Source organism: Chitinophaga rhizophila (genome assembly GCF_019492185.1).
In the GTDB taxonomy this organism is placed as follows: Bacteria; Bacteroidota; Bacteroidia; order Chitinophagales; family Chitinophagaceae; genus Chitinophaga; species Chitinophaga rhizophila.
This window is the reverse complement of record NZ_JAICCF010000001.1, coordinates 2,172,529-2,193,279: the sequence shown is the minus strand read 5'-3', so window position 1 is coordinate 2,193,279 and position 20,751 is coordinate 2,172,529. Positions and strand designations below refer to the sequence as shown.

Genomic DNA, 20,751 nt, shown 5'->3' with positions numbered 1-20,751 from the left:
TCTTATCGTTCAAGATATTTTCCCCACTCTTCTTCAAAGTATTTTACCAGTGCCTGGTTATTGAGTTTATTGATGTCCAGCAACTGATGCGCTTTCATATCCTCTGGGAACGTCAGCATCTGTTGCAGGGTAGTAGGATTAAGGTATTTTAATGGTGATGGCAGATGGCCGAACCATTCCTGTGGAGGTGTCGGTGTTGCCATGATATACCCCCATTCTCCGAAAGAAGGTACGTAGTTATGGTATGCTACTGTATGTAAACCTACGGCACGTAGTGTTGTATCCACACACCAGAAACTTTTAGGGGCTACAAAAGGTGATGTGCTCTGAATGACTGCAATTCCGTCAGGACGTAATGCATGTTTCAGTAGCTGATAGAAGGAGGTGCTGTATAATTTCCCAATGGAAAAGTTAGAAGGATCAGGAAAGTCAACAACGATCGCATCAAACCGGATCTTATTGTTACGTAGCCAGGTAAATGCATCCGCATTATAGACCCGTACCTTAGGATTGAGTAACGATGAATCATTTAGCTTGGCCAGCATACGTTGCCGCGAGAACAACTGTGTCATAGCCGGATCAAGATCTACCAGGATCACCTGCTGTACGGTAGGGTACTTCAGTATCTCCCTGACTGCCAGTCCGTCGCCACCACCCAGCACCAGCACCTGTTCAGGCTTACTAAGTGATGAAAAGGCAGGATGTACCAGCGCTTCATGATAACGGTATTCATCAGCTGTGCTGAATTGCAGATTCCCATTCAGAAATAGCCGCAGTTCATGTTTGTTTTTAGTGATAACAATACGCTGGTAAGGTGTAGAGGTAGAATACACAACATTATCATCGTAGGTCAAGGCTTCGCTGAAGCTCATGATCTTTTCAGAAAAGACGAAACAAACTACTTGTGCTGCAAGTAAAAGGATGGCTGTTACTTTCAGGAGGGCTCCCTGGCGTATGTCTTTCGAGAATCTATACGCCAGGTACCAGCCTACCCCGACGTTCATAATGCCAAAAAACAGGGAAGTACGGATCAGTCCAAGATGTGGTACCAGCAGGAGTGGAAAGATCAGGGAGGCCAGCAATGCGCCGATGTAGTCAAATGTGAATACACGGCTTACCAGTTCCTTAAATGCGACCTTGTTTTCAAGTATACGCATCAGCAAGGGTATTTCCAGACCAACCAGAACACCCGTAATCAATACAATGGCATACAGGATGATCCTGAAAGATGCTGCCATTGGAAATACAATAAATAGGAGTGCCGAACTAAAGCCTCCTACCATTCCTACCAGTAACTCTATCCTGATAAACCATGCCAGCAGGTTTGTATTGAAATATTTGGACAGGAAAGAACCTATTCCCATTGAAAACAGGTACACGCCAATAATAGTACTGAACTGTGTAATACTGTCACCCAGCAGGTAAGATGCCAGGGTGCCGGCTACCAGTTCATAAATTAATCCACAGGTGGCAATAACAAATACTGCCGTCAATAACAGCCACTGTGCGCCGCTTTCTTTTTTAGACATTGTTTCTTTTACTTAATGAATAGCAGATGCAATGATGATAGATATTGCCAGCATAAAGAAGCCAGCCAGTACCGCTAAGGCCATGTTCTGTTTTTCAAGGATCTCCTGACGAAGATTGTGTTTCGGTGTCAGGATTTCTGCCAGTACGAAAACAATTACCAGGATAGCAATACCGACAAAGGAATACAAGATAGAGTTGATAAAGGCGTTTGTCATATTAGGTTGTTTAATAGGTTATTTGTGATATGCCCGTGGGCCAGATGGATTCCATTGTTGCTGACCTGAGCCGGACAATAGTCTCATTCCCCTGTTGTCAGAGTATAGCAGCATGCCTCCCAGCAAGGTAACAATCAGCAGGAACCACCGGAAAGGATGTAGTGAAGATTCTGGTCTGAATGGATTGATCCTGTCCAGACCGGCTTTATACTTGTCCAGATTGATCCGGCTGTTATCCTGATCATTCGTTTCTCTGTCAGGATGTTCATCCCCCTTTTTAGTCAGGTCGATATTATTATGAGTCATAGTTAAATCTTGAATATGGACTATTAGACCAGCGTCTTTTTTCGCTGTAATAAGTTGTGATGTACTTGAATATCGGCCATATCAGTAACAGTCCGAGGCAGATCCACAGGTTATGCATACTGGATACATTGTAGTAAGCAGTAACATGGTAAGAGTGTGCAGGCCGGAATGATGCATCACGCATAGCTGTTAGTTGCAGGGTGTAGTCGCCTCCGGGAATGCTGCTCATGTATACTTCTGCCTTTCTGTTACCTTCCGACCAGCTCTCGCCGTCGTCCATACCGCTGTAGTATTCAATGCCCTTGCTCACACTGTATTCTTTACCACTACTCTTATTCACAAGCGTAGCTTCTACTTCCACCCAGGTATTATCCAGCGAAGAACTGATTTCCAGCATCACATTGCTGCTGCTTTTATTCAGATATACATCGCCTACTACGGATGTTTGGGTATTTGTGGAATCGTTAAAATAAACTTCATTGTCAACCAGTAACTTCCGCTCATTGACACTGGCCACTGAAAGGTGTATCAGTATCAGTATGGCAACAGCTGCAAGGGTATACTTTACCATGTCTTTCAGATTGACATAGCCGTTAGGTTGTAATGCGCCGGTACCAAGTTTTATAGGCAGAGTTGCAGCATCTCCGAATGCTTCCTGTAATTCCTTGTCAGTAACATGTTGCCCTTTAAACCAGGCAATACCTTCGGTTGCACTTTCTTCCCTGCTCCACATAATAGGAGGGGAGATGAACTCCCAGCACTGTACGCTGCCATCATTAAACGGATTAGCAGGAAATTCTCCCTGCGCACTGATTACGCTGAAGCTATAGGAGTTGAAAAGGTCATATTCTTTTCCCTCATACCGGAAACCTTCTGTCAACATGTCCTGTGGAACCGGCGTTTTCCCGTATTCCCGCAGGTAGATCCAGTGGCCTTCAAATTCGCTCAGGAAAGCATAACCTTCCTGCTCGTTGAATAATGTATACTCCGTCCACCTTGCCTTATGAGGATTTCGCTCTTCCTTCATAATATATCCGATCACCTTATAGTTGATCCCTTTGATCATACCGGCAGCGCCAGGTGTGATACTTGGGCTGGGCTTTGCCTTTTTATTATATGTGGCAGGAGTGAAATCCAGCAGGTTTTTATATACATATGGCTGGCTGCAATTGCCGCAGGCTGCACTTTGTGCATATGGGAAGGTGCTGACCTGAATGACATTACCGCATTGGCAGCGGAATGTCATTCCATTGTTTTCATATGGTCGTTTGTTCGTTAGTGACAGGGCGGAAAAAGTGGTATAGTGTACTTCAAATGCTGGTTGTACCTGTGGCCAGTATTCTATGATATGAATAATATTCCCTGAGGCACTGGAAAAGTCGTAGGTCAGGAATGTCGTATTACATTCCGGAATATACAGTTCACCTTCCACATCCCACTTTCTGCTGGTTTCCTTGCGCAGCAGCATATACTCTTCCCCATTCAGGACCTTTTTATTGCCGGGTTTCAGGTTCCTGATCACATCTCCTTTCAGCTCTGATGGTGTTTGTCTGGGCAGATGAATGGCATATATACCATACCCTTCTACCAGGTAGGCTGGATTTTCATCCTGGAAGATGATAGTCCAGTAATTGATAACGGTCTCTTCATTCCAGGTACGGAATCGGCCAAGAACTGTAAACGTCTTTCCGTTCCACTGTCCGTGGGTACCGGGTGCAATAACCGAAGCTTTGTCTGCAATAGTGTGAAACGGTCTGGGAATAAAACTGCCATCTCCCATTTTATTGATAACGGTACCACACTCACATACTTTGACGGTAGTATGAGGTGATGTAAAGGTAATGGTACGACTACAGGAAGGGCATGGATAGGTAGATGTAGGCACGGGCATTTTGTTTAGCGTTTGAGGAATTGTTCCTGTTCGACAGTCGCATTAAAATGATCCTTGATCGCGCTGTATATCTTATCTACCGTACCATCATTATTCCGGAGATAATTGCTCAGGTATATGTCTATATTGATTTTACCATGTTCCGGCCAGGTATGAATGGAAAGATGGCTTTCACTCAGGCATACCACGCCCGTATAGCCCTGGGGGCTAAAATTATGATACACTTCCCCCAGTTTTTGTAACTGATGGGTCTTAATAAGGCCATCTGCCAGCGTTCTAAAGGCTTCAAATGTATTAAGTGCTTGATGCTCAGGTGTATATAGGGTCGCGATTAGGTGGGTCCCCTTGTTGTAGTGCATAAGTATCACGGATAATTCACTGCCAAAATAATGAATCCTGACGATTTATACCTGAAAACCGCTATTCCGGGCAGCACTATTTTGCGCTACTTTTGATTTCGTAATCAGTTCACAACGCAAATGAAGCAAAAACCATCGCTTGCCTTTATTGCTACCTCCTGGCTCGCATTATTGATAGGAGTGTTAGGTTATATCATTGGATTGTGGAACGCAGAAATGCAACTCAATGAGAAAGGCTACTATTTTACCATACTGATGTATGGTCTGTTTGCAGGTGTTTCTGTACAGAAATGTGTTAGAGACCGCCTTGAAGGAATCCCGGTTACAGATATCTACTACGGTATCGCCTGGGTATCCACCCTACTCAGTATCGTTCTGCTGACTGTAGGCCTCTGGAATGCGACACTGTTGCCAAGTGAAAAAGGGTTTTATGCCTTCGCTTTCCTGCTGAGCATCTTTGGTGCTATCAGCGTACAAAAGAATACACGTGATACTCAAGCCGCAAAAGCTAGTAACACGACCATAGACACAACTTCTGAAAGGTAACCCACCCTGATATTGATGGCAAACGGAAAGGCTGTAGTAGCAATACTCGTCCCTATCCGCCCAAAATTTAAACCATATCTTTTATGAAAAACCAAACGTTGGCTATTATTGCCTACATCACGTTGATCGGATGGATATATACCTATGTCCGGTACAGAAATAGCCCTGTGAAAAGCAGGCTTGTACAGTACCACCTTAACCAGGCCCTGGGCATATTTATATTCGCTGCGATTCTGTGGATTGGTATTCAGATTATCTCAGCAATCATCCCGTCAATAGGCTCAATATTAGCGGTTGCCGGCCTTCTTCCATTGGTCTTAATGACTTTTGGTGCAGTTGCTGCATCAAAAGAAATTCTAAGCCCTGTCCCCGGAGTTGGAAAATTGTTTGAGAACAGGTTTAATTTTTTGAACTGATCTGTTCATGGATCTTTAGCCGTTACTAATTGACTATATCCTGATACCCTATACTAACTGAAAAAGAATACCGGGAGCCCCGTCCTGGGGCTACCCGGACCTCAGTCTTATTTATAGATCTCTATGGTGATTTTGCCATCGGCACTCACCATTCCCCTGTACATACCTTCAGTATTAAACGGAAGTGCCGCATGGCCATCTTTGTCCAGCGCTATCAATCCGCCATTGCCACCCAATTTGCCTACTTTATCTATCACCGCCTTTCCCGCTTCCTCTACGCTTAAACCCTTATAATCCATCAGTGCTGACAGATCATAGGCAACCACACAACGGATAAAATACTCTCCCCAACCTGTACACGAAACAGCTACGGTCTTATTATTGGCATATGTACCTGCTCCGATGATAGGTGCATCACCCACTCGTCCATACTTCTTATTAGTCATTCCACCGGTAGACGTTCCGGCTGCAAGATTGCCTGCTTTGTCCAGCGCGACCGCTCCCACCGTACCAAACTTGTTATCAATATTTTCTATGCCCAGTTTCCCCGCCGGCTGATAACTATGATCCAGCTTACTTTTAAGCGAATCCTGACGTAGCGCTTTCTGTAGCCCCTCCCAACGCTCCTGTGTGCGGAAATACGAAGGATCTACGATCTCCAGTCCCACTTCCCTGGCAAATTGCTCTGCGCCACTACCTGTCATCATTACATGTTCAGATTTCTCCATTACGGCTCTTGCTGCTGTGATCGGATTGCGGACGACTGTCACCCCTGCTACTGACCCGGCCTCCAGCGTCTTTCCATTCATGATGGCGGCATCCATTTCATTCCGTCCATCATGAGTAAATACAGCGCCTTTTCCGGCATTAAATAAGGGATTATCTTCCAGTACCCTGATCGTAGCTTCAACCGCATCCAGGCTACTCCTGCCTGCCTGTATCACTTTATAACCTGCTTTTAACGCATCTTCCAGCCCCGCTTTGTAGGCAGCCTCCTTCTGTGCGGTCATATTCTTCTTCAGAATAGTACCGGCCCCGCCATGGATAACCAGTACATATTTTTCCTGGCGGATACTGTCTTCATGTGCACATATAGTGCTGGTGCCTGCCCTCAGACTGCTGCATACTACAAGCATCCAGGTGGCGGATAGTAGAAAGGAAATTGTTTTCATACGGACTAAATTATAAAATCCGCTCCAGTTGTTAGTAGGACACCATGGGATACTTTGTAAGCCTAGATATTGGAAATTAATAATCCGTTTTTGCGCAAACGTTTACATACATTTATCGAAATGTGTTTCCACGATGATGAGTAATAGCATATCCGCCCGGCTAATCGCGCTTTCTTTTTATGTCTCTCTGCTGCTGATCACCTCCTCTTCCAGGAGCCAGGAGCGTATAGACCGTATGGCATTAGTACAGCGACATACTGTAACTAACAACAAATTTGATTCTCTCTCGGCATTGACGCTGGGCAATGGTGCCTTTGCCTATACCGTAGATATTACTGGTATGCAATCCTATCCGGAGGCATATGCACAGGGCATCCCCCTGGGTACACAGTCTGAATGGGGATGGCATAGCTTTACTGATACCGCTGGTTATCGCTTTGAAGAAAGTCTGAAAACATATCACCTCAACAACAGAGATGTTACCTATGCGGTGCAATGGAATACGCCTGATAGGCATAAACGAGCCTCCGATTGGTTCCGCCAGAATGTACACCGCCTGCAATTGGGCAATATCGGCTTGTATATTACCTTGAAAAATGGTACGGCCTGTACCCTCGCGGATATAAAAGATGTGAACCAGCAATTGGATCTCTGGAATGGCGTCGTTAAAAGCCGCTTCACCGTAGAAGGGGTTCCCGTAGAAGTACAGACTGCTGTTCATCCCGAGGTTGACGTCATCGGTGTAAAGATATCATCTGCCCTGCTGAAAGAAGGTCGTATCAAACTGCGGGTCCGCTTCCCGTATCCCACCGGCGCATTCACTGATGCGGGTGTGAACAGGGAGTTTCCCGACAGGCATACTTCCCGCATTATCGACTATGATCAGCGTTCCTTCACGATGGAACATACGCTTGATAAATACCGCTATTACTTAAAGGTATCAGGTACTGAAGCGCTCACCGTAACACAACAGCAACGTCACGATCACCTCGTTACGCCTGCCGCTGCCGGCGGTGTTCTTGAATGCAGCTTCCGTTTCAGTGAGCAGCTGCCTGCCTATCGCAATGTGCCTAACTTCGGCACTGTGCGCATGCTTAGTGAAGATCACTGGCAGCATTTCTGGCAAAGCGGAGGCGCAGTCGATTGCTCAGGTAGCACGGACCCCCGGGCTAACGAACTTGAAAGAAGAATTATCCTTTCCCAATACCTGATGGCAGTACAATGTGCTGGAACAGTACCTCCACAGGAAACCGGCCTTACCTATAACAGCTGGTTTGGCAAACCACACCTGGAAATGCACTGGTGGCATGCCGTCCATTTTGCTCTCTGGGGGCGCCCCGATATGCTGGAGAAAGGACTGAACTGGTATACAACTGTTGCCGGTAAAGCAGCAGCAATTGCTAAACGTCAAGGCTATGAGGGCATCCGCTGGCAGAAAATGACAGACCCCGCCGGCAATGAAAGCCCGTCTTCTGTAGGCGCATTCCTTTTATGGCAGCAACCACATTTTATATATATGTCTGAATTGCTCTATCGGCACTATCACGATAAGGGCACTCTTAATAAATATAAAGACCTTGTATTTGCAACGGCAGATTTTATGGCTTCCTACCCCGCATTTGACAGTGCCCGGCAGCGCTATACCCTGGGACCCGGCATGATACCGGCACAGGAACGCTTTAAACCCGAGAGTACCTTCAATGCTACTTTCGAGCTGGCCTACTGGCGCTGGGGCTTATCTGTTGCGCAGGAATGGCGTACCCGCCTGGGATTGCCCCGTAATCAACGCTGGGATAATGTGCTCGACAGCCTTTCACCGCTTCCTCAGCAGCAAGGCCTTTATCTGGCAGCTGAGAGCGCCCCTGATTCTTACACCCATCCTCCATATATGACAGATCATCCGGCTGTATTTGGCGCGCTGGGTATGCTGCCCGCTCGTCCCTATGTAGACACGGCTGTCATGCATCGGACCTTTAATAAGATATGGACGTCCTGGAATTGGCAGGAAACCTGGGGCTGGGATTTTCCGCTTACTGCCATGACTGCTACCCGCCTGGGATTACCTGATAAAGCAATGGATGCACTCTTCATGCCGGTACAGACCAATACCTGGCTGACGAATGGCCACAATTACCAGGATGGCCGTTTGCGCATGTATCTGCCTGGAAATGGTGGTCTGCTGTCGGCTATCGCCCTGATGTGTGCAGGATATGATGGCTGTAAAGAGGCATTGCCAGGAATACCCGACAATGGTAAATGGCGGGTCATGTGGGAAGGACTGAATCCCATGCCTTAAACTGATCATCCACGTAAAAACTATACATAATGAAGATGCGTCTTTTAGTAGCTGCGGCCTTGCTGAGTATCTGTACTTATGTGCCGGTACAGGCACAATCATCTCTGCCGCCAAAAAAGGAAGTTCTGAAAACCCTTACCCTTGCTAACCGCTACTTCATGAATAAGTGGCCCGATGCCGGCAAACAGATCGTTCTGCATAAGACCTGGCCATCCAATATCTGGACCAGAGCCGTGTACTATGAAGGACTAATGGCATTGCATCAGATAGATCCGCAGAAAGAGTATTACGATTATGCTATACAATGGGGCGAAAAACATAAATGGGGACTTCGCGGTGGTATCACTACCCGCAACGCAGATAACCAGGCATGCGGACAAACCTACATTGACCTCTATCTGATAGATAAAAAGAAACACGAACACCGCATTCACGATATCAAGGCTTCTATCGACAGCATGATGAAGACCGAGAAAGTAGATGACTGGAACTGGATTGACGCCATCCAGATGGCAATGCCGGTAATGGCGCAATTGGGCAAACTATATAATGACACAGCATATTTCCGTCGGATGTATGAAATGTATGCCTATAGTAAATTCCAGCATGGCACAGAGGGGCTTTATAATGCGAAAGAGTCTCTCTGGTGGCGCGATAAAGATTTTGTTCCTCCTTATAAAGAGCCTAACGGCGCTAATTGCTACTGGAGCCGGGGCAACGGCTGGGTGCTGGCTGCACTTGTACGTACCATGGATCTGCTGCCTGAAAAGTCTCCCTACTATAAAATATTCCTGCAGGACTTCAAAGATATGTCTGCCGCTATCCTGAAGATTCAGCGTCCTGATGGTTTTTGGAATGCCAGCTTACATGACCCCTCAAACTATGGCGGTAAGGAACTGACAGGTACTTCTCTGTTCGTGTATGGCATGGCCTGGGGAGTACGTAAAGGCTATCTTGATAAGAAAACGTATCAGCCTGCTATTACCAAAGCCTGGAATGCCCTGGCAAAAGAATGCGTTCATGAAAATGGTATGCTGGGATATGTACAGAGTACGGGTAAACAACCTTCTGATGGTCAGCCAGTCAGTTATGACAAGATCCCTGACTTTGAAGATTTTGGCCTGGGTTGCTTTCTGCTGGCGGGTTCAGAGATTTATAAAAGCAAGTAATTTGGTTTGACTTGATATTAACGGTCGGCGGATATCTCAAAAGATATCTTCCGGCCGTTTCTCTTTATATATTACCAGTCACGAAAAAATTCCCTTTTCGAGCATACATTCCCTGTAATTTGTCGCAATTTTATCCTATTGGCAACCTTCGAAGGAATGCAATTGCGTATGACTGTAAAAAAACTCATCGGTAAAGTCCACCTCTGGCTTGGCTTTATTTCCGGCCTTGGCGTGTTCATCATTGCTGTTACCGGCTGTATCCTTGCGTTCCAGCAGGAAATAGAAAGTATCACTAAACCTTATCTGCATACTCCTTCCCGCCAGGGAGAGAAGCCCCTGCCTCCGTCGGTACTAAAGGCAATTGCCATGAAAGAAGTCACCGACAAACAACCCAATGGTATCAATTATCCAGGTGCTGATAAGAGCGTCTCCGTAATGTTCTACGGTGCTGAGCCTGATTACTACTACCAGGTTTTTATGGATCCCTATACCGGTAAAGTCATTAATGTATGGAGCGAAGAAAGCGACTTTTTCCACTTTATCCTACATGGGCATTATTACCTGTGGCTGCCGCCAAAGATCGGCCAGCCTGTAACGGCATCTGTCACCCTGATCTTTGTGGTTATGCTGATCTCCGGACTCGTTCTGTGGTGGCCAAAGAATAAAGCCGCCGCTCGTCAGCGCTTTACTATTAAGTGGGATGCTAAATGGAGAAGGAAGAATTATGATCTGCATAACGTGCTGGGATTTTATATACTGGCAATAGGGCTATTACTGGCAACCACTGGCCTGGTTTGGGGCTTTGAATGGTTCAGTAAGTCATTGTACTACACAACCTCCGGTGGTAAGGAATTACCTCCATACGCGCCACCATTATCTGACACAACAAAGCTGGCCAGGTACACAGCACCCGAAGACCAGGTGTGGGAAAAGTTATATAATAAAGCTCCGCAGGGTGCCGCTATCAATATTGGGTATGTATCCGGTAAGTCTGACGCTATTGCAGCATCTGTCAACTACCGTCCCGGTACTTATTATAAAATGGATAACTACTATTTCGACCGGAATACATTGGCAATATTGCCTGCTGAAGGTCCATATACAGGAGAATACGCCAAAGCCAGCTTCGGCAACAAGTTAAGACAGATGAACTACGATATCCATGTCGGCGCTATCATCGGATTGCCGGGTAAGATCATCGTTTTTATGGCAAGTCTGATCTGCGCCAGTCTGCCGGTGACTGGTATTTATATCTGGTGGGGCCGCAGACATAAAAAGGTGAAGAAGAGTCCCGTATCCGTGCCTGCCGCCCGTGCTACTGTCTGATTTCTATACACTTCATAAAAAATAAGCGTAAATACTACGTTTCAAAAGAAATAATTTCTATTTTTCAGCAGTGAGGATGTTCACTGTGTTGTTGTATTAATCCACGTATCATTTATAAAACAGGTCCATGAGTCTCAACAATTCTGCAGCTATTGCGGATGGAGCGACGCATTTCCACGTATTCTATTATTATCATATAAAGCTCCACAAAATCATGAAGAGAATTTTTGGTATTGCAGCCATATTGCTGTCACAGCAGTTGTATGCGCAGCAACAGCAGGCTCCCGCTTATCCGCTGATTACACATGATCCGTACTTCAGTGTATGGTCAACGACCGATCAGCTGAATGCGTCTACAACCCGCCACTGGACAGGCACAGAACAGTCGCTGACAGGCTTTGTTAAAGTCGATGGCGTTATTTATCGTGTACTTGGCGCTCCCGGACATCTGTATAAGTCCCTCGCTGCCACTGCCGATGCCGCGCCGTATAGCGTACGTTACACAGAGTCAAAGCCTGCCAATGGATGGGAAGATCCAGCATTTAATGACGCAGACTGGAAGACTGGGAATGCGCCGTTTGAAAAAGAACAGAAGACTCAAGGTACTCCGTGGTTTTCTGATGACGTATGGGTACGCAGAACATTCACAGTAGATGATATCAATGTGGATAATCTGCTGCTGAAAATCAATCACGATGATAATGTAGAGGTTTACCTGAATGGAGAACTGATCTACAATTACGTGGGATGGTTAAATCATATGTCATATTTCCCTATCAAGGAAGAAGCGAAGAAGAAACTGCGTAAAGGCAACAATGTACTGGCCATGCATTGTACCAATACTAAGGGAGGCGCTTATCTGGACGGAGGTATAGTTACGGAAGTGAAAGACAAGTGGGCAGATAAGGTGCAGCTTGCAACACAGAAAGATGTTGAACTGAGTGCAACACAAACTGCTTATAATTTCACCTGTGGGAAAGTAGATGTGAAGCTCACCTTCACTTCTCCGCTGTTGATGAAAGATCTGGATCTGATGGCACGCCCTGTCTCATATGTGTCTTATAAAGTAAAGGCCAATGACGGTGCTAAACACAATGTAGAAGTGTATTTCGGCGCTTCTTCAGATCTGGCGGTTAATACGTCTGCACAGGAAGTTATTGCACAACAGTACAATAGTGAAGGCTTATCTATTTTGAAAACCGGTTCTGTTGCACAACAGGTATTGGCAAAAAAAGGAGATGACCTGCGCATTGATTGGGGATATCTATATGTAGCAGTTCCACAGTCTTCCAATGTAAAGCAGTATACTACTAAAGAAGGTATTGCAGCAGGTGCATTTGCCGGTAAAGATAAAATTGAAAAGGTAGATAAGGGCACGCAACTGGTGCTGAACACCACTGTATCATTGGGTAAAGTCGATGGTACTGAAAAAGAACAATTGTTCCTGGTAGGTTATGATGACATTTATTCAATACAATATTTCGGCACTAACCTGAGACCTTGGTGGAAGAAAGACGATAGTTATACTATTGAAAAAGAATTAAAGAAAGCGCAGGATGAATATGCTACCATTATCGGTCGTTGTAATGCGTTTGATAAAGAGCTGTATGAGGATGCAAAGAAACGAGGCGGTGATAAGTATGCTAAATTATGTGTACTGGGTTATCGTCAGAGTATCTCCGCACACAAGCTGGTAAAGAGTCCGCAGGGAGAAACACTGTTTCTTTCAAAGGAAAATTTCAGCAATGGCTGTATCAACACAGTAGATGTGACATATCCTTCCGCACCGCTGTATTTGATTTATAATCCGGAGCTGATGAAAGGAATGCTGACAGGAATTTTCTATTTCAGTGAGAGCGGAAAATACAAAGAACCATATGCGGCACATGACCTGGGAACTTATCCGCTGGCGAATGGTCAGACCTATGGAGAAGGCATGCCTGTAGAAGAATCTGGCAATATGATTATTCTGACAGCTGCAATTGCAAAGGCAGAAGGTAATGCGAATTATGCAAAGCAACACTGGAAGACGCTTACCACATGGGCAGAATATCTGTTAAAAGAAGGTTTTGACCCCGCTAATCAGTTGTGTACAGACGACTTCGCAGGTCACCTTGCGAGGAATGCCAACCTATCAGTGAAAGCTATTGTCGGACTTGGTAGTTATGCGCTGCTGGCGGATATGCTGGGAGAAAAAGCAACAGCAGAAAAGTACAGGAACGCTGCAAAAGAGATGGTGCCTAAGTGGATGCAACTGGCAGATGATGGCGACCACTATACCCTTGCATTTGAAAATAAAGGAACCTGGAGTCAGAAGTATAACCTCGTTTGGGATAAGGTGCTGAACCTGGATCTGTTTCCTGAATCAGTGTACCAGAAAGAGATCAAGTACTATCTGACCCGTCAGTTAACCTACGGCTTGCCGTTGGATAGCCGTAAGAATTACACTAAATCTGACTGGATTATCTGGACAGCTACACTGACTGATAATGCTGCAGATTTCTCAGCTTTCATTGATCCGCTATATAAATATGCACAGGAGACTTCTTCCCGTGTACCTATTAGTGACTGGCATGAAACGGCGGATGGAAAAATGGTCGGTTTTCAGGCAAGAAGTGTAGTAGGAGGATATTTTATGCCCCTGTTAAGCAATACAATAAAAAAATAATTGCAAAGCCATGCGGCTGAAAGTGAATAGGGTGGCTCGTTTACAGCGGGACCATCCTATTCTTGTTTAAGTGTAGTAATACTACTACAAAAGAATATCAGAAGCGGTCATATATTTGTATCAACAAAGAAAGAAATAATAATAGTAACGATATTTCTACTGTCCTATCTCATAAAAAAGGTGCCCCTTTCCCTATTTAATTTAATGTTGATAAATCTCATTCAAGATATTAAGCATTGTATGCTTTGATGCGTACTGTGTAAAGAACTTGGTTTTTATTAGGATATGGTTAGATAGGGTTGTCATTCTTGGCGACCTTCTTTTTTTTATACAACTCCCCATTCCCGGTTATCCACTTTCAAAGTTATGTTGACACTTATATACCCATAAGAGATCAATGATGTCAGGTGTATACTATGCTTTAATTGTATATGAGGTGGAGATTATTATAAATAATTGTATTTCAGTTTATTACGAGCTGAATAGCTGCTTCACTACTATTGAATATATACCGCTTTTTCTACTCTCTTTAGTCTTGCCCTAATACCCCGGAACAACGGGGGCGGGGGCTATGATATCCTGCTCCATAGTTATTATTGAACCGGAAAGATCAGGGCGCTTAAATTCCGGGTATTGTCAGGATAGTCTGTGGACGAACAAGCGACGAACAAGCGACGGCCAAGCGACGGCCAAGCGCACTGCAAAAAATAGCCAGGTGAATGGCTGGAATAGACTCCTGAGGTAGAATTACGTCATGCATATTATTAGTACCGGCTAGGTAGACTGGTTTGAAAAAAGAGCAGATCAGGGCAAAAAAAAGAGTCCGCAAATATGACTTTGCGGACTGCTCACTTTTTTGGGTAATGGACATATTGAGGTTTAATTACATGGATGCTTGCCTAGGGTACAATGAATGCTGGGGAGCACAATGAATGAAAACCCGGGGGCAGACAATGAATGTATTGGAGCTAAACAATGAATGTATTGGAGCTAAATGGATGAAAATATCAATGGATGGTTGGGGAAATAATGGATGAATGGGGTATGGATGTTTTGGGGAACGAACCGATGAAATAATTAGTTCTGACTAAATTCACTGAAGAAACGACGTGCGACGTGTTTGAATCTGATTACATCGTTTTCGTCTTCCAGTTTTATATCCGGATGATTTGTTGTCGATTGATAATAGCTTAAAGCTGCTGACGCGATATCCAGGTTTCCGCTTGCATCCGCACTAGCTTTGATATAACGGCTATTGCTATGCAGGTAGTGCAGGGCTTTGATGTCGAAATCTAAAGTGATAACACCGCTTATCATAGTTGAATCGTTTTATGCATAGAGGTATAAAAATTTCGTGCCAAAGTGTAAATGCCCTCTGAAACCGGCACCCAAAGCCATTATATAGGATACTTTGCTGATAGGGGGTTGTGGATCTATTCCCCATTTTGTATCTTGACGAGTGGAAAAAAACAATAATTCATGCAACTGACCACGTTACTAAAACCCGTTCTTACCGGAGTGCTATCATGTGCTTTAGTGATAAATAGCTATGCTGATGTTCGTTTACCCTCGCTGGTCGGTAGCAATATGGTATTGCAGCGCAATAAGCCGCTGAACGTCTGGGGCTGGGCTGATAAAGGGGAGAAGGTAACTGTCTCCTTCCGCAACGGTACTTATTCAGCTGTTACCGCGGCCGATGGGAAATGGAAGGTACAGCTTCCTGCGCAGCAGGCAGGCGGCCCTTATACAATGACTGTATCCGGCCACAATACGATCAAACTGGAGAATATACTGGTAGGCGAAGTGTGGATTGCTTCCGGCCAGTCCAATATGGAGATGCCGCTCAAAGGTTGGGGAAAGATCCTGAATTATGAGCAGGAGATCAAAGCAGCTGATTATCCTGAGATTCGCCTGTTCCAGTTGAAACATACTACTAGCACCGCTCCGCTGGAAGATGCGAATGCATGGGACGGTGGGTGGCAAGCCTGTACGCCACAAAGTATTCCTGAATTTTCCTCAGTTGGTTACTTTTTTGCCCGCGAGATCTACAGTCACCAGCATGTACCCGTAGGTGTTATCCATACATCCTGGGGGGGAACGGTGGCCGAGGCGTGGACAAGTGGGGAATCTATCAGGAAGATTCCCGCATTTGCTGATACCGTTAAAGCATTTGAAACTTTGCCGGCCCCGCAAGCTCCTGCCAATCCCAATAAGCCTACGTTATTATATAACGGTATGATCCATCCACTGCTTTCCTATGCATTCCGGGGTGTGATCTGGTACCAGGGTGAAGGCAATGCCAACAGGGCTTACCAGTACCGTGAGGTATTTCCTACGATGATTAAAGACTGGCGCAAACATTTTAATAATGGCAATTTCCCGTTCTATTTCGTCCAATTGGCCAACTTTAAGGAAAAACAGTCACAGCCTATGGAGTCTGATTGGGCCGAATTACGCGAAGCCCAGTTAATGACGCTGTCACTGCCCAATACCGGTATGGCCACCGCTGTGGATATCGGAGACGCCAAAGACATTCACCCTAAGAACAAACAGGAAGTTGGCAGGCGCTTGTCGCTCATTGCGCGTGCAAAGGTATATGGTGAGAAAATACCGTTTTCAGGCCCCATTTATCAGTCTAAGAAGGTAGCGGGTAACAAGGTGACGCTTACTTTCAAACATGTCGATAACGGGCTTAAAACAAAGGAAGGGAACATATTAAAAGGCTTTGAGGTAGCTGGAGCTGACAAGAAGTTCCATCCTGCAGAAGCAACCATCAAGGGAAATATGGTTATAGTTACCAGCAAAGATGTGGATAAACCCGTTGCAGTACGTTATGGCTGGGCAGATAACCCGGATGGTAATCTTTATAATGGTGCCGGATTACCAGCCAGTCCATTCCGTACAGACAATTACCAGGGCATTACCTATGGTAAGTTCTGAATCTTATATTCTTAATTCCTATTTTGCACAATGCGTCAGCTGATTATAGGAATCCTCTTTGCCCTGCTATGGGCTTCCGCCGCAGTAGCGACTAAATTCGGTATATACTCCGCAGATCCGCTCATTCTTGCCAATGTCAGGTTTCTGATGGCAGGAGGGGGGATGCTGCTTTTTGCATACCTGGGTAAGCCAGACGAGCACCGATTACCTAAAGGAAAGGAATGGAAGCAGCTGCTGATATTCGGTGGACTGAATACCACCGTCTATCTCGGGTGTTTTGTAATTGCTATGAAATATGTCTCTGCAGGTATTGGTAGTTTATCCACAGCTACCAGTCCCCTGTTTATAATGGTGATATCTGCGCTGTGGATGAAGCGGGCTTTGAAGTGGTATGAGATTACAGGTATGTTGCTGGGGATGGCCGGCGTAGGGCTGGCTACATGGCCGCTGTTACAGGATAGTCATGCCACGGTAGGAGGTGTGCTCATCCTGCTGGCAGGCATGCTGGCAGTCTCGGTGGCCACTGTTTACTACGCCCGTATTGAATGGGACATGCCCAACCTGTTGATCAATGGGTGGCAGGTCTTCCTGGGTGGACTACTGTTTCTTCCTATCACCGGGATATTTGCTGATTTTAAGACCACCCGCCTGGATCTGCGCTTCTGGCTGTCAGTCGGTTGGCTCATTATCCCCGTTTCAGTAGTTGCCCTGCAATTATGGTTTTACCTGGTGAGGAAAGATGCAGTGCGGGCCTCTTTGTGGTTATTTCTTTGCCCGGTATTCGGATTTGTATACTCATGGATGCTGCTACGCGAACCAATTACCTGGTTTACGTTTGCAGGTACTTTCCTGGTTATCGGCGGACTGTATCTTGCCCAGAAGGAGAAGTTTCAGGGAAAGGCAGCGGAGGTCAAATAAGAGACAATAATTTCCCTGGCTGTCTGCGATAGACAGTCAGGGTTACATATCACTCCTCATTTATTCTTCAAAATCAATGGATTTGATCTTGTTGGCCAGGTTGTCAATGCTCTGAAGCTCGATTTCGGCCATTTTCCTTTTCAGGGTGGCTGCTTCTTCAGGGGAGATGATACCGTTTTGTAAAGCTGCCTCGATTTTCTTCTGCAGCAGTTTCTTAGACCTTTCTACTTTCTTGACTTTGAAATATGCATTGGACTTCCGGGAAATGAATTTCCAGAACAAGGACAATACGATGGACACGCTGGGTGCAATGATTACCAGCCATGACTTGAGGGCGTATGTATCAGGAAGATTATTTGCAAGCAGCACCAGTAAAGTACCACCTCCTGCTCCGGCTATACTGGCAGATGTTGAATTTGGTTGCTGGGTATTAGAAGCTTGCTGGGATGGGTTAGCAACCAGTGAATTTTCTTGTTCCAACGAAAAAAAATGGTTTTATAGGATAATATTATAGTTGATATAGTGGATGATGGTATGTTGGCCAGGCGATAGTAATAAGGTATAAATGAAGTATGTAACTATTTCCCTAATAATACATCGAGGGTACGGAGTATCTGTTGTGTATCATTCTGTTTTTCGAGATCAAGCACTACAATATGTCCTGATTTGTCTTCCACTACCAGCGCCTTTGGCGTATGTCTGCGGATTCTCTTAAGCCTGGCTGTCTCCCGGGATGCATTTAACAGCATTAACGCCGGAAAAGATAGTGTGGCAAACGCCGCAATGATCACCAAGATGGTTGAAAAGGTAGCTGACATCATAACTGATTTTATGGTTTACTGGTTTTAGTCATAGCTATTAAATTTACGCAAATTCTGTCAGAAAAACACTTATTATATGTTTCATATATAGCCCCTGCGCGATTTAAAATTATTCCTAATCTGAGACTTCCCAAATATTTTTTTTACTCCTGTAAGTAGTTCGTCTTTTTTTCCTGTCCTTCTGTATATACTGGTCCAAAGTCCGGGCCAGCTACGCATCAGACTGGACAAGCACTAGCAAGAAACTAAGGGGGTAATACACGTAGAAAACTGATACTAAAGCCATAATGAGTACTATGCCAGCCCGGGCCATAAACCGATACCACATAACAGCGTTATGTAGACTGATAAGATCTTAATAAATTGGAGAACATTTTCCAAGGATTGGGGTTAATTTAAGACTATACCGAAATTGAAACTGGGGACAAATTCCGCGATAATGATGATTATATTTACTACCCGGGGGAACGTTCCGTTTGTAAACGGTAGCTCAGCACAGCACAGAGTATGAGTAACAGTGAAAACATCAGGTATTGGCAGCAGCAGATTGCTTGTGAAAATGATGAGAAAGCTTTTTCAGAGCTCTTCCGGCATTTTTATGACCGGTTATTATACTTTGCTGTCCAATATGTCTACGCCCGTGAGGCGGCGGAAGAGATTGTCTCTGACGTGTTCGTTAAGATATGGAACCGGCGGGAGGAGCTGGACAAAATTGCCAATCTGGAAGTATATCTCTTCGTGGCAGTGAAAAACCATTCGCTTAATTACCTTGAACAGTATTCTTCTCTGCGTATTTCGCCGCTCAGTGACGATGCCGGTATTGCCCAGCTGACCAATTCCATTGATCCCGAAAGAACAATGGAATGGAAAGAGATCCTGTTTAAAATGGACCAGGAGGTAGGCCGCCTGCCCGATCAGTGCCGCCGCGTTTTTAAATTGATCAAAGAAGAAGGCTTTAAGTATAAAGACGTCGCTGAGATATTGAACATCTCACCACGTACTGTGGAAACGCAGTTGTTCCGTGCTATGAAGCGTCTCAACGAAGTGATTGGTCCTTATATCTCCAACAGGCTGAAGTCAAAAAATAAAAATCAGGATCGGCTGTAAGTAGTTTTTCCTTTTCGTCTGTCCTTCTACTACAACCACATATGATCAACGAAGAATTATTTACCACGTTAGCCGCCAGGAAACTGGCAGGAGAAGCTACTCAGGCAGAGTTGCTGGAGCTAGAAGCCTTGATGCAGGAAGAACCTGCATTACGCGAACGTTATCAGCTGCTGCAACAGTACTTCAAAGTGTCCTCATATCATACATCTGCAGATACAGAACAGGCTTTGCAACGCACGATGTCCCGTTTACATATTCCTGCCGCTGTTACACCGGTGAGAAGATTGTTTCCGTGGAAATGGATGGCCGCAGCTACAGCCGCTGTATTAATTGGTGTAGCCTCGTTGATGGTACTCAGGCCCAATGATCGTCCTGCCGAAATGGCGAAACTGATGGAAAGACAGAATGGGAAAGCTACAAGGGCTTCTATTGAACTCGCTGATGGTAGTAAGATATGGCTCAATGCTGAAAGTAAGTTGTCTTACCCGGATGTATTCGACGGCAATACCCGTGAAGTGTATCTTACCGGAGAAGCATTCTTCGATATTGCACCCAATCCGGATAAACCTTTTATTGTGCATTTCAGTGCCGGGAGTGTCCACGTACTCGGTACCTCATTCAATGTACGCGCTTATGACAATGAGGCCGTACAGACGTCTGTAAGAACAGGGAAAGTAGCATTCATCCCTAACAGCAGGCAAGGGGCGCAGCCCGATACTATCTTTATCACACCTGATGAGAAAGTAACGCTGCAGACAGCTGTTGTTACCAATAACAGCAATAGTATTGTAAAGGAAATCACATCCGCAGAAGATGATAAGGCATGGACAGAGGGGCGACTCATATTCAGAGATAAAACACTGGAAGAAATAGCTTCCGAGCTGGAAAGAACCTTCGGCAAGAAAGTTACCTTCGGTAGTGAAGCTCCCCGGTATTACAGGCTTACCGGCGCTTTCCAGGATAACAGCCTGCAGGATATCATGTATTATCTCGCAAGATCAAAAGCATTTCATTACACCATCACCGATAGCACATTACTGATCACAGAATAATAGTTCACGTTCACATTAA

Annotated in this window: 19 protein-coding genes; 10 read left to right on the top strand and 9 right to left on the bottom strand. The window is 45.2% G+C overall.

Features of this window, described 5'->3' with window-relative positions; genetic code table 11:
- Positions 1-2 precede the first annotated feature (2 nt).
- Genes K1Y79_RS08355 through speD form a run of 5 tightly spaced genes read right to left on the bottom strand, consistent with a single transcriptional unit; the run spans position 3 to position 4,301 of the window.
- Entirely contained in the window at positions 3-1,529 is a 1,527-nt protein-coding gene (locus tag K1Y79_RS08355) for a polyamine aminopropyltransferase (RefSeq protein ID WP_220249521.1), read from the bottom strand.
- Between the two features lie 12 nt (positions 1,530-1,541).
- Positions 1,542-1,745 (bottom strand): DUF350 domain-containing protein, encoded by a 204-nt coding sequence (locus tag K1Y79_RS08350; protein WP_220249520.1) that lies wholly within the window; start codon positions 1,743-1,745, stop codon positions 1,542-1,544.
- Positions 1,746-1,763: 18 nt separating this feature from the next.
- Positions 1,764-2,051 (bottom strand): hypothetical protein, encoded by a 288-nt coding sequence (locus tag K1Y79_RS08345; RefSeq protein WP_220249519.1) that lies wholly within the window; start codon positions 2,049-2,051, stop codon positions 1,764-1,766.
- Entirely contained in the window at positions 2,041-3,942 is a 1,902-nt protein-coding gene (locus tag K1Y79_RS08340) for a DUF4178 domain-containing protein (protein ID WP_220249518.1), read from the bottom strand. The genes K1Y79_RS08345 and K1Y79_RS08340 overlap by 11 nt, the downstream gene beginning before the upstream one ends.
- A gap of 5 nt (positions 3,943-3,947) precedes the next feature.
- Positions 3,948-4,301, bottom strand: a complete 354-nt coding sequence (gene speD, locus K1Y79_RS08335) for an adenosylmethionine decarboxylase (RefSeq protein ID WP_220249517.1) — start codon at positions 4,299-4,301, stop codon at positions 3,948-3,950.
- A 120-nt stretch (positions 4,302-4,421) separates the two neighbouring features.
- On the opposite strand from speD, the gene yiaA reads away from it, so the two are divergent.
- Together yiaA and K1Y79_RS08325 are read left to right on the top strand one after the other, a co-directional pair.
- A complete protein-coding gene (gene yiaA, locus K1Y79_RS08330; protein ID WP_220249516.1) occupies positions 4,422-4,847 on the top strand; it encodes an inner membrane protein YiaA in 426 nt (141 codons plus the stop codon).
- Between the two features lie 83 nt (positions 4,848-4,930).
- The gene (locus K1Y79_RS08325; RefSeq protein WP_220249515.1) at positions 4,931-5,263 is read left to right on the top strand and encodes a DUF4870 domain-containing protein; all 333 of its coding nucleotides are present in this window, start codon (positions 4,931-4,933) and stop codon (positions 5,261-5,263) included.
- A 107-nt stretch (positions 5,264-5,370) separates the two neighbouring features.
- Here the strand turns inward: K1Y79_RS08325 and K1Y79_RS08320 are convergent, their stop codons facing one another.
- Positions 5,371-6,435, bottom strand: coding sequence for an isoaspartyl peptidase/L-asparaginase family protein (locus tag K1Y79_RS08320; RefSeq protein ID WP_220249514.1), 1,065 nt, complete (start codon positions 6,433-6,435; stop codon positions 5,371-5,373).
- A 133-nt stretch (positions 6,436-6,568) separates the two neighbouring features.
- Between K1Y79_RS08320 and K1Y79_RS08315 the strand changes: the two genes are divergently transcribed.
- From K1Y79_RS08315 to K1Y79_RS08300, 4 genes are all read left to right on the top strand, one after another.
- Positions 6,569-8,731, top strand: a complete 2,163-nt coding sequence (locus K1Y79_RS08315; RefSeq protein ID WP_220249513.1) for a hypothetical protein — start codon at positions 6,569-6,571, stop codon at positions 8,729-8,731.
- 29 nt (positions 8,732-8,760) lie between these two features.
- Positions 8,761-9,900 carry a glycoside hydrolase family 88/105 protein gene (locus K1Y79_RS08310; protein WP_220249512.1) on the top strand — a complete coding sequence of 380 codons (1,140 nt, stop codon included), beginning with the start codon at positions 8,761-8,763 and terminating at the stop codon, positions 9,898-9,900.
- A gap of 168 nt (positions 9,901-10,068) precedes the next feature.
- A complete protein-coding gene (locus K1Y79_RS08305) occupies positions 10,069-11,226 on the top strand; it encodes a PepSY-associated TM helix domain-containing protein (protein ID WP_220249511.1) in 1,158 nt (385 codons plus the stop codon).
- Between the two features lie 214 nt (positions 11,227-11,440).
- Positions 11,441-13,894 carry a glutaminase family protein gene (locus K1Y79_RS08300; RefSeq protein WP_220249510.1) on the top strand — a complete coding sequence of 818 codons (2,454 nt, stop codon included), beginning with the start codon at positions 11,441-11,443 and terminating at the stop codon, positions 13,892-13,894.
- Between the two features lie 1,077 nt (positions 13,895-14,971).
- On the opposite strand, the gene K1Y79_RS08295 is transcribed toward K1Y79_RS08300, so the two are convergent.
- Positions 14,972-15,211, bottom strand: coding sequence for a hypothetical protein (locus K1Y79_RS08295; RefSeq protein ID WP_220249509.1), 240 nt, complete (start codon positions 15,209-15,211; stop codon positions 14,972-14,974).
- Between the two features lie 162 nt (positions 15,212-15,373).
- Here K1Y79_RS08295 and K1Y79_RS08290 point away from each other — a divergent pair, with 162 nt between their 5' ends.
- Both K1Y79_RS08290 and K1Y79_RS08285 read left to right on the top strand, forming a co-directional pair.
- Positions 15,374-16,834, top strand: coding sequence for a sialate O-acetylesterase (locus K1Y79_RS08290; protein ID WP_220249508.1), 1,461 nt, complete (start codon positions 15,374-15,376; stop codon positions 16,832-16,834).
- A gap of 30 nt (positions 16,835-16,864) precedes the next feature.
- Positions 16,865-17,752 carry a DMT family transporter gene (locus tag K1Y79_RS08285; protein ID WP_220249507.1) on the top strand — a complete coding sequence of 296 codons (888 nt, stop codon included), beginning with the start codon at positions 16,865-16,867 and terminating at the stop codon, positions 17,750-17,752.
- Positions 17,753-17,812: 60 nt separating this feature from the next.
- Here K1Y79_RS08285 and K1Y79_RS08280 read toward each other — a convergent pair whose 3' ends face one another.
- Entirely contained in the window at positions 17,813-18,232 is a 420-nt protein-coding gene (locus K1Y79_RS08280) for a hypothetical protein (RefSeq protein WP_220249506.1), read from the bottom strand.
- Between the two features lie 98 nt (positions 18,233-18,330).
- Positions 18,331-18,573 carry a hypothetical protein gene (locus tag K1Y79_RS08275; protein ID WP_220249505.1) on the bottom strand — a complete coding sequence of 81 codons (243 nt, stop codon included), beginning with the start codon at positions 18,571-18,573 and terminating at the stop codon, positions 18,331-18,333.
- Between the two features lie 507 nt (positions 18,574-19,080).
- Here K1Y79_RS08275 and K1Y79_RS08270 point away from each other — a divergent pair.
- Positions 19,081-19,680 carry an RNA polymerase sigma-70 factor gene (locus K1Y79_RS08270; RefSeq protein ID WP_220249504.1) on the top strand — a complete coding sequence of 200 codons (600 nt, stop codon included), beginning with the start codon at positions 19,081-19,083 and terminating at the stop codon, positions 19,678-19,680.
- Positions 19,681-19,721: 41 nt separating this feature from the next.
- Positions 19,722-20,732 carry a FecR family protein gene (locus K1Y79_RS08265; protein WP_220249503.1) on the top strand — a complete coding sequence of 337 codons (1,011 nt, stop codon included), beginning with the start codon at positions 19,722-19,724 and terminating at the stop codon, positions 20,730-20,732.
- The last annotated feature ends 19 nt before the right edge of the window (positions 20,733-20,751 follow it).

Bases quoted from the DNA above. Each gene is read 5' to 3' on its own strand.
- K1Y79_RS08345 (WP_220249519.1), bottom strand. From the start codon at position 2,051: ATGACTCATAATAATATCGACCTGACTAAAAAGGGGGATGAACATCCT.
- K1Y79_RS08355 (WP_220249521.1), bottom strand. From the start codon at position 1,529: ATGTCTAAAAAAGAAAGCGGCGCACAGTGGCTGTTATTGACGGCAGTA.
- K1Y79_RS08300 (WP_220249510.1), top strand. From the start codon at position 11,441: ATGAAGAGAATTTTTGGTATTGCAGCCATATTGCTGTCACAGCAGTTG.
- K1Y79_RS08340 (WP_220249518.1), bottom strand. From the start codon at position 3,942: ATGCCCGTGCCTACATCTACCTATCCATGCCCTTCCTGTAGTCGTACC.
- K1Y79_RS08315 (WP_220249513.1), top strand. From the start codon at position 6,569: ATGATGAGTAATAGCATATCCGCCCGGCTAATCGCGCTTTCTTTTTAT.
- K1Y79_RS08305 (WP_220249511.1), top strand. From the start codon at position 10,069: ATGACTGTAAAAAAACTCATCGGTAAAGTCCACCTCTGGCTTGGCTTT.
- K1Y79_RS08320 (WP_220249514.1), bottom strand. From the start codon at position 6,435: ATGAAAACAATTTCCTTTCTACTATCCGCCACCTGGATGCTTGTAGTA.
- K1Y79_RS08295 (WP_220249509.1), bottom strand. From the start codon at position 15,211: ATGATAAGCGGTGTTATCACTTTAGATTTCGACATCAAAGCCCTGCAC.
- K1Y79_RS08265 (WP_220249503.1), top strand. From the start codon at position 19,722: ATGATCAACGAAGAATTATTTACCACGTTAGCCGCCAGGAAACTGGCA.
- K1Y79_RS08270 (WP_220249504.1), top strand. From the start codon at position 19,081: ATGAGTAACAGTGAAAACATCAGGTATTGGCAGCAGCAGATTGCTTGT.
- K1Y79_RS08275 (WP_220249505.1), bottom strand. From the start codon at position 18,573: ATGATGTCAGCTACCTTTTCAACCATCTTGGTGATCATTGCGGCGTTT.
- K1Y79_RS08310 (WP_220249512.1), top strand. From the start codon at position 8,761: ATGAAGATGCGTCTTTTAGTAGCTGCGGCCTTGCTGAGTATCTGTACT.
- K1Y79_RS08290 (WP_220249508.1), top strand. From the start codon at position 15,374: ATGCAACTGACCACGTTACTAAAACCCGTTCTTACCGGAGTGCTATCA.
- yiaA (WP_220249516.1), top strand. From the start codon at position 4,422: ATGAAGCAAAAACCATCGCTTGCCTTTATTGCTACCTCCTGGCTCGCA.
- K1Y79_RS08285 (WP_220249507.1), top strand. From the start codon at position 16,865: ATGCGTCAGCTGATTATAGGAATCCTCTTTGCCCTGCTATGGGCTTCC.
- K1Y79_RS08325 (WP_220249515.1), top strand. From the start codon at position 4,931: ATGAAAAACCAAACGTTGGCTATTATTGCCTACATCACGTTGATCGGA.
- speD (WP_220249517.1), bottom strand. From the start codon at position 4,301: ATGCACTACAACAAGGGGACCCACCTAATCGCGACCCTATATACACCT.
- K1Y79_RS08350 (WP_220249520.1), bottom strand. From the start codon at position 1,745: ATGACAAACGCCTTTATCAACTCTATCTTGTATTCCTTTGTCGGTATT.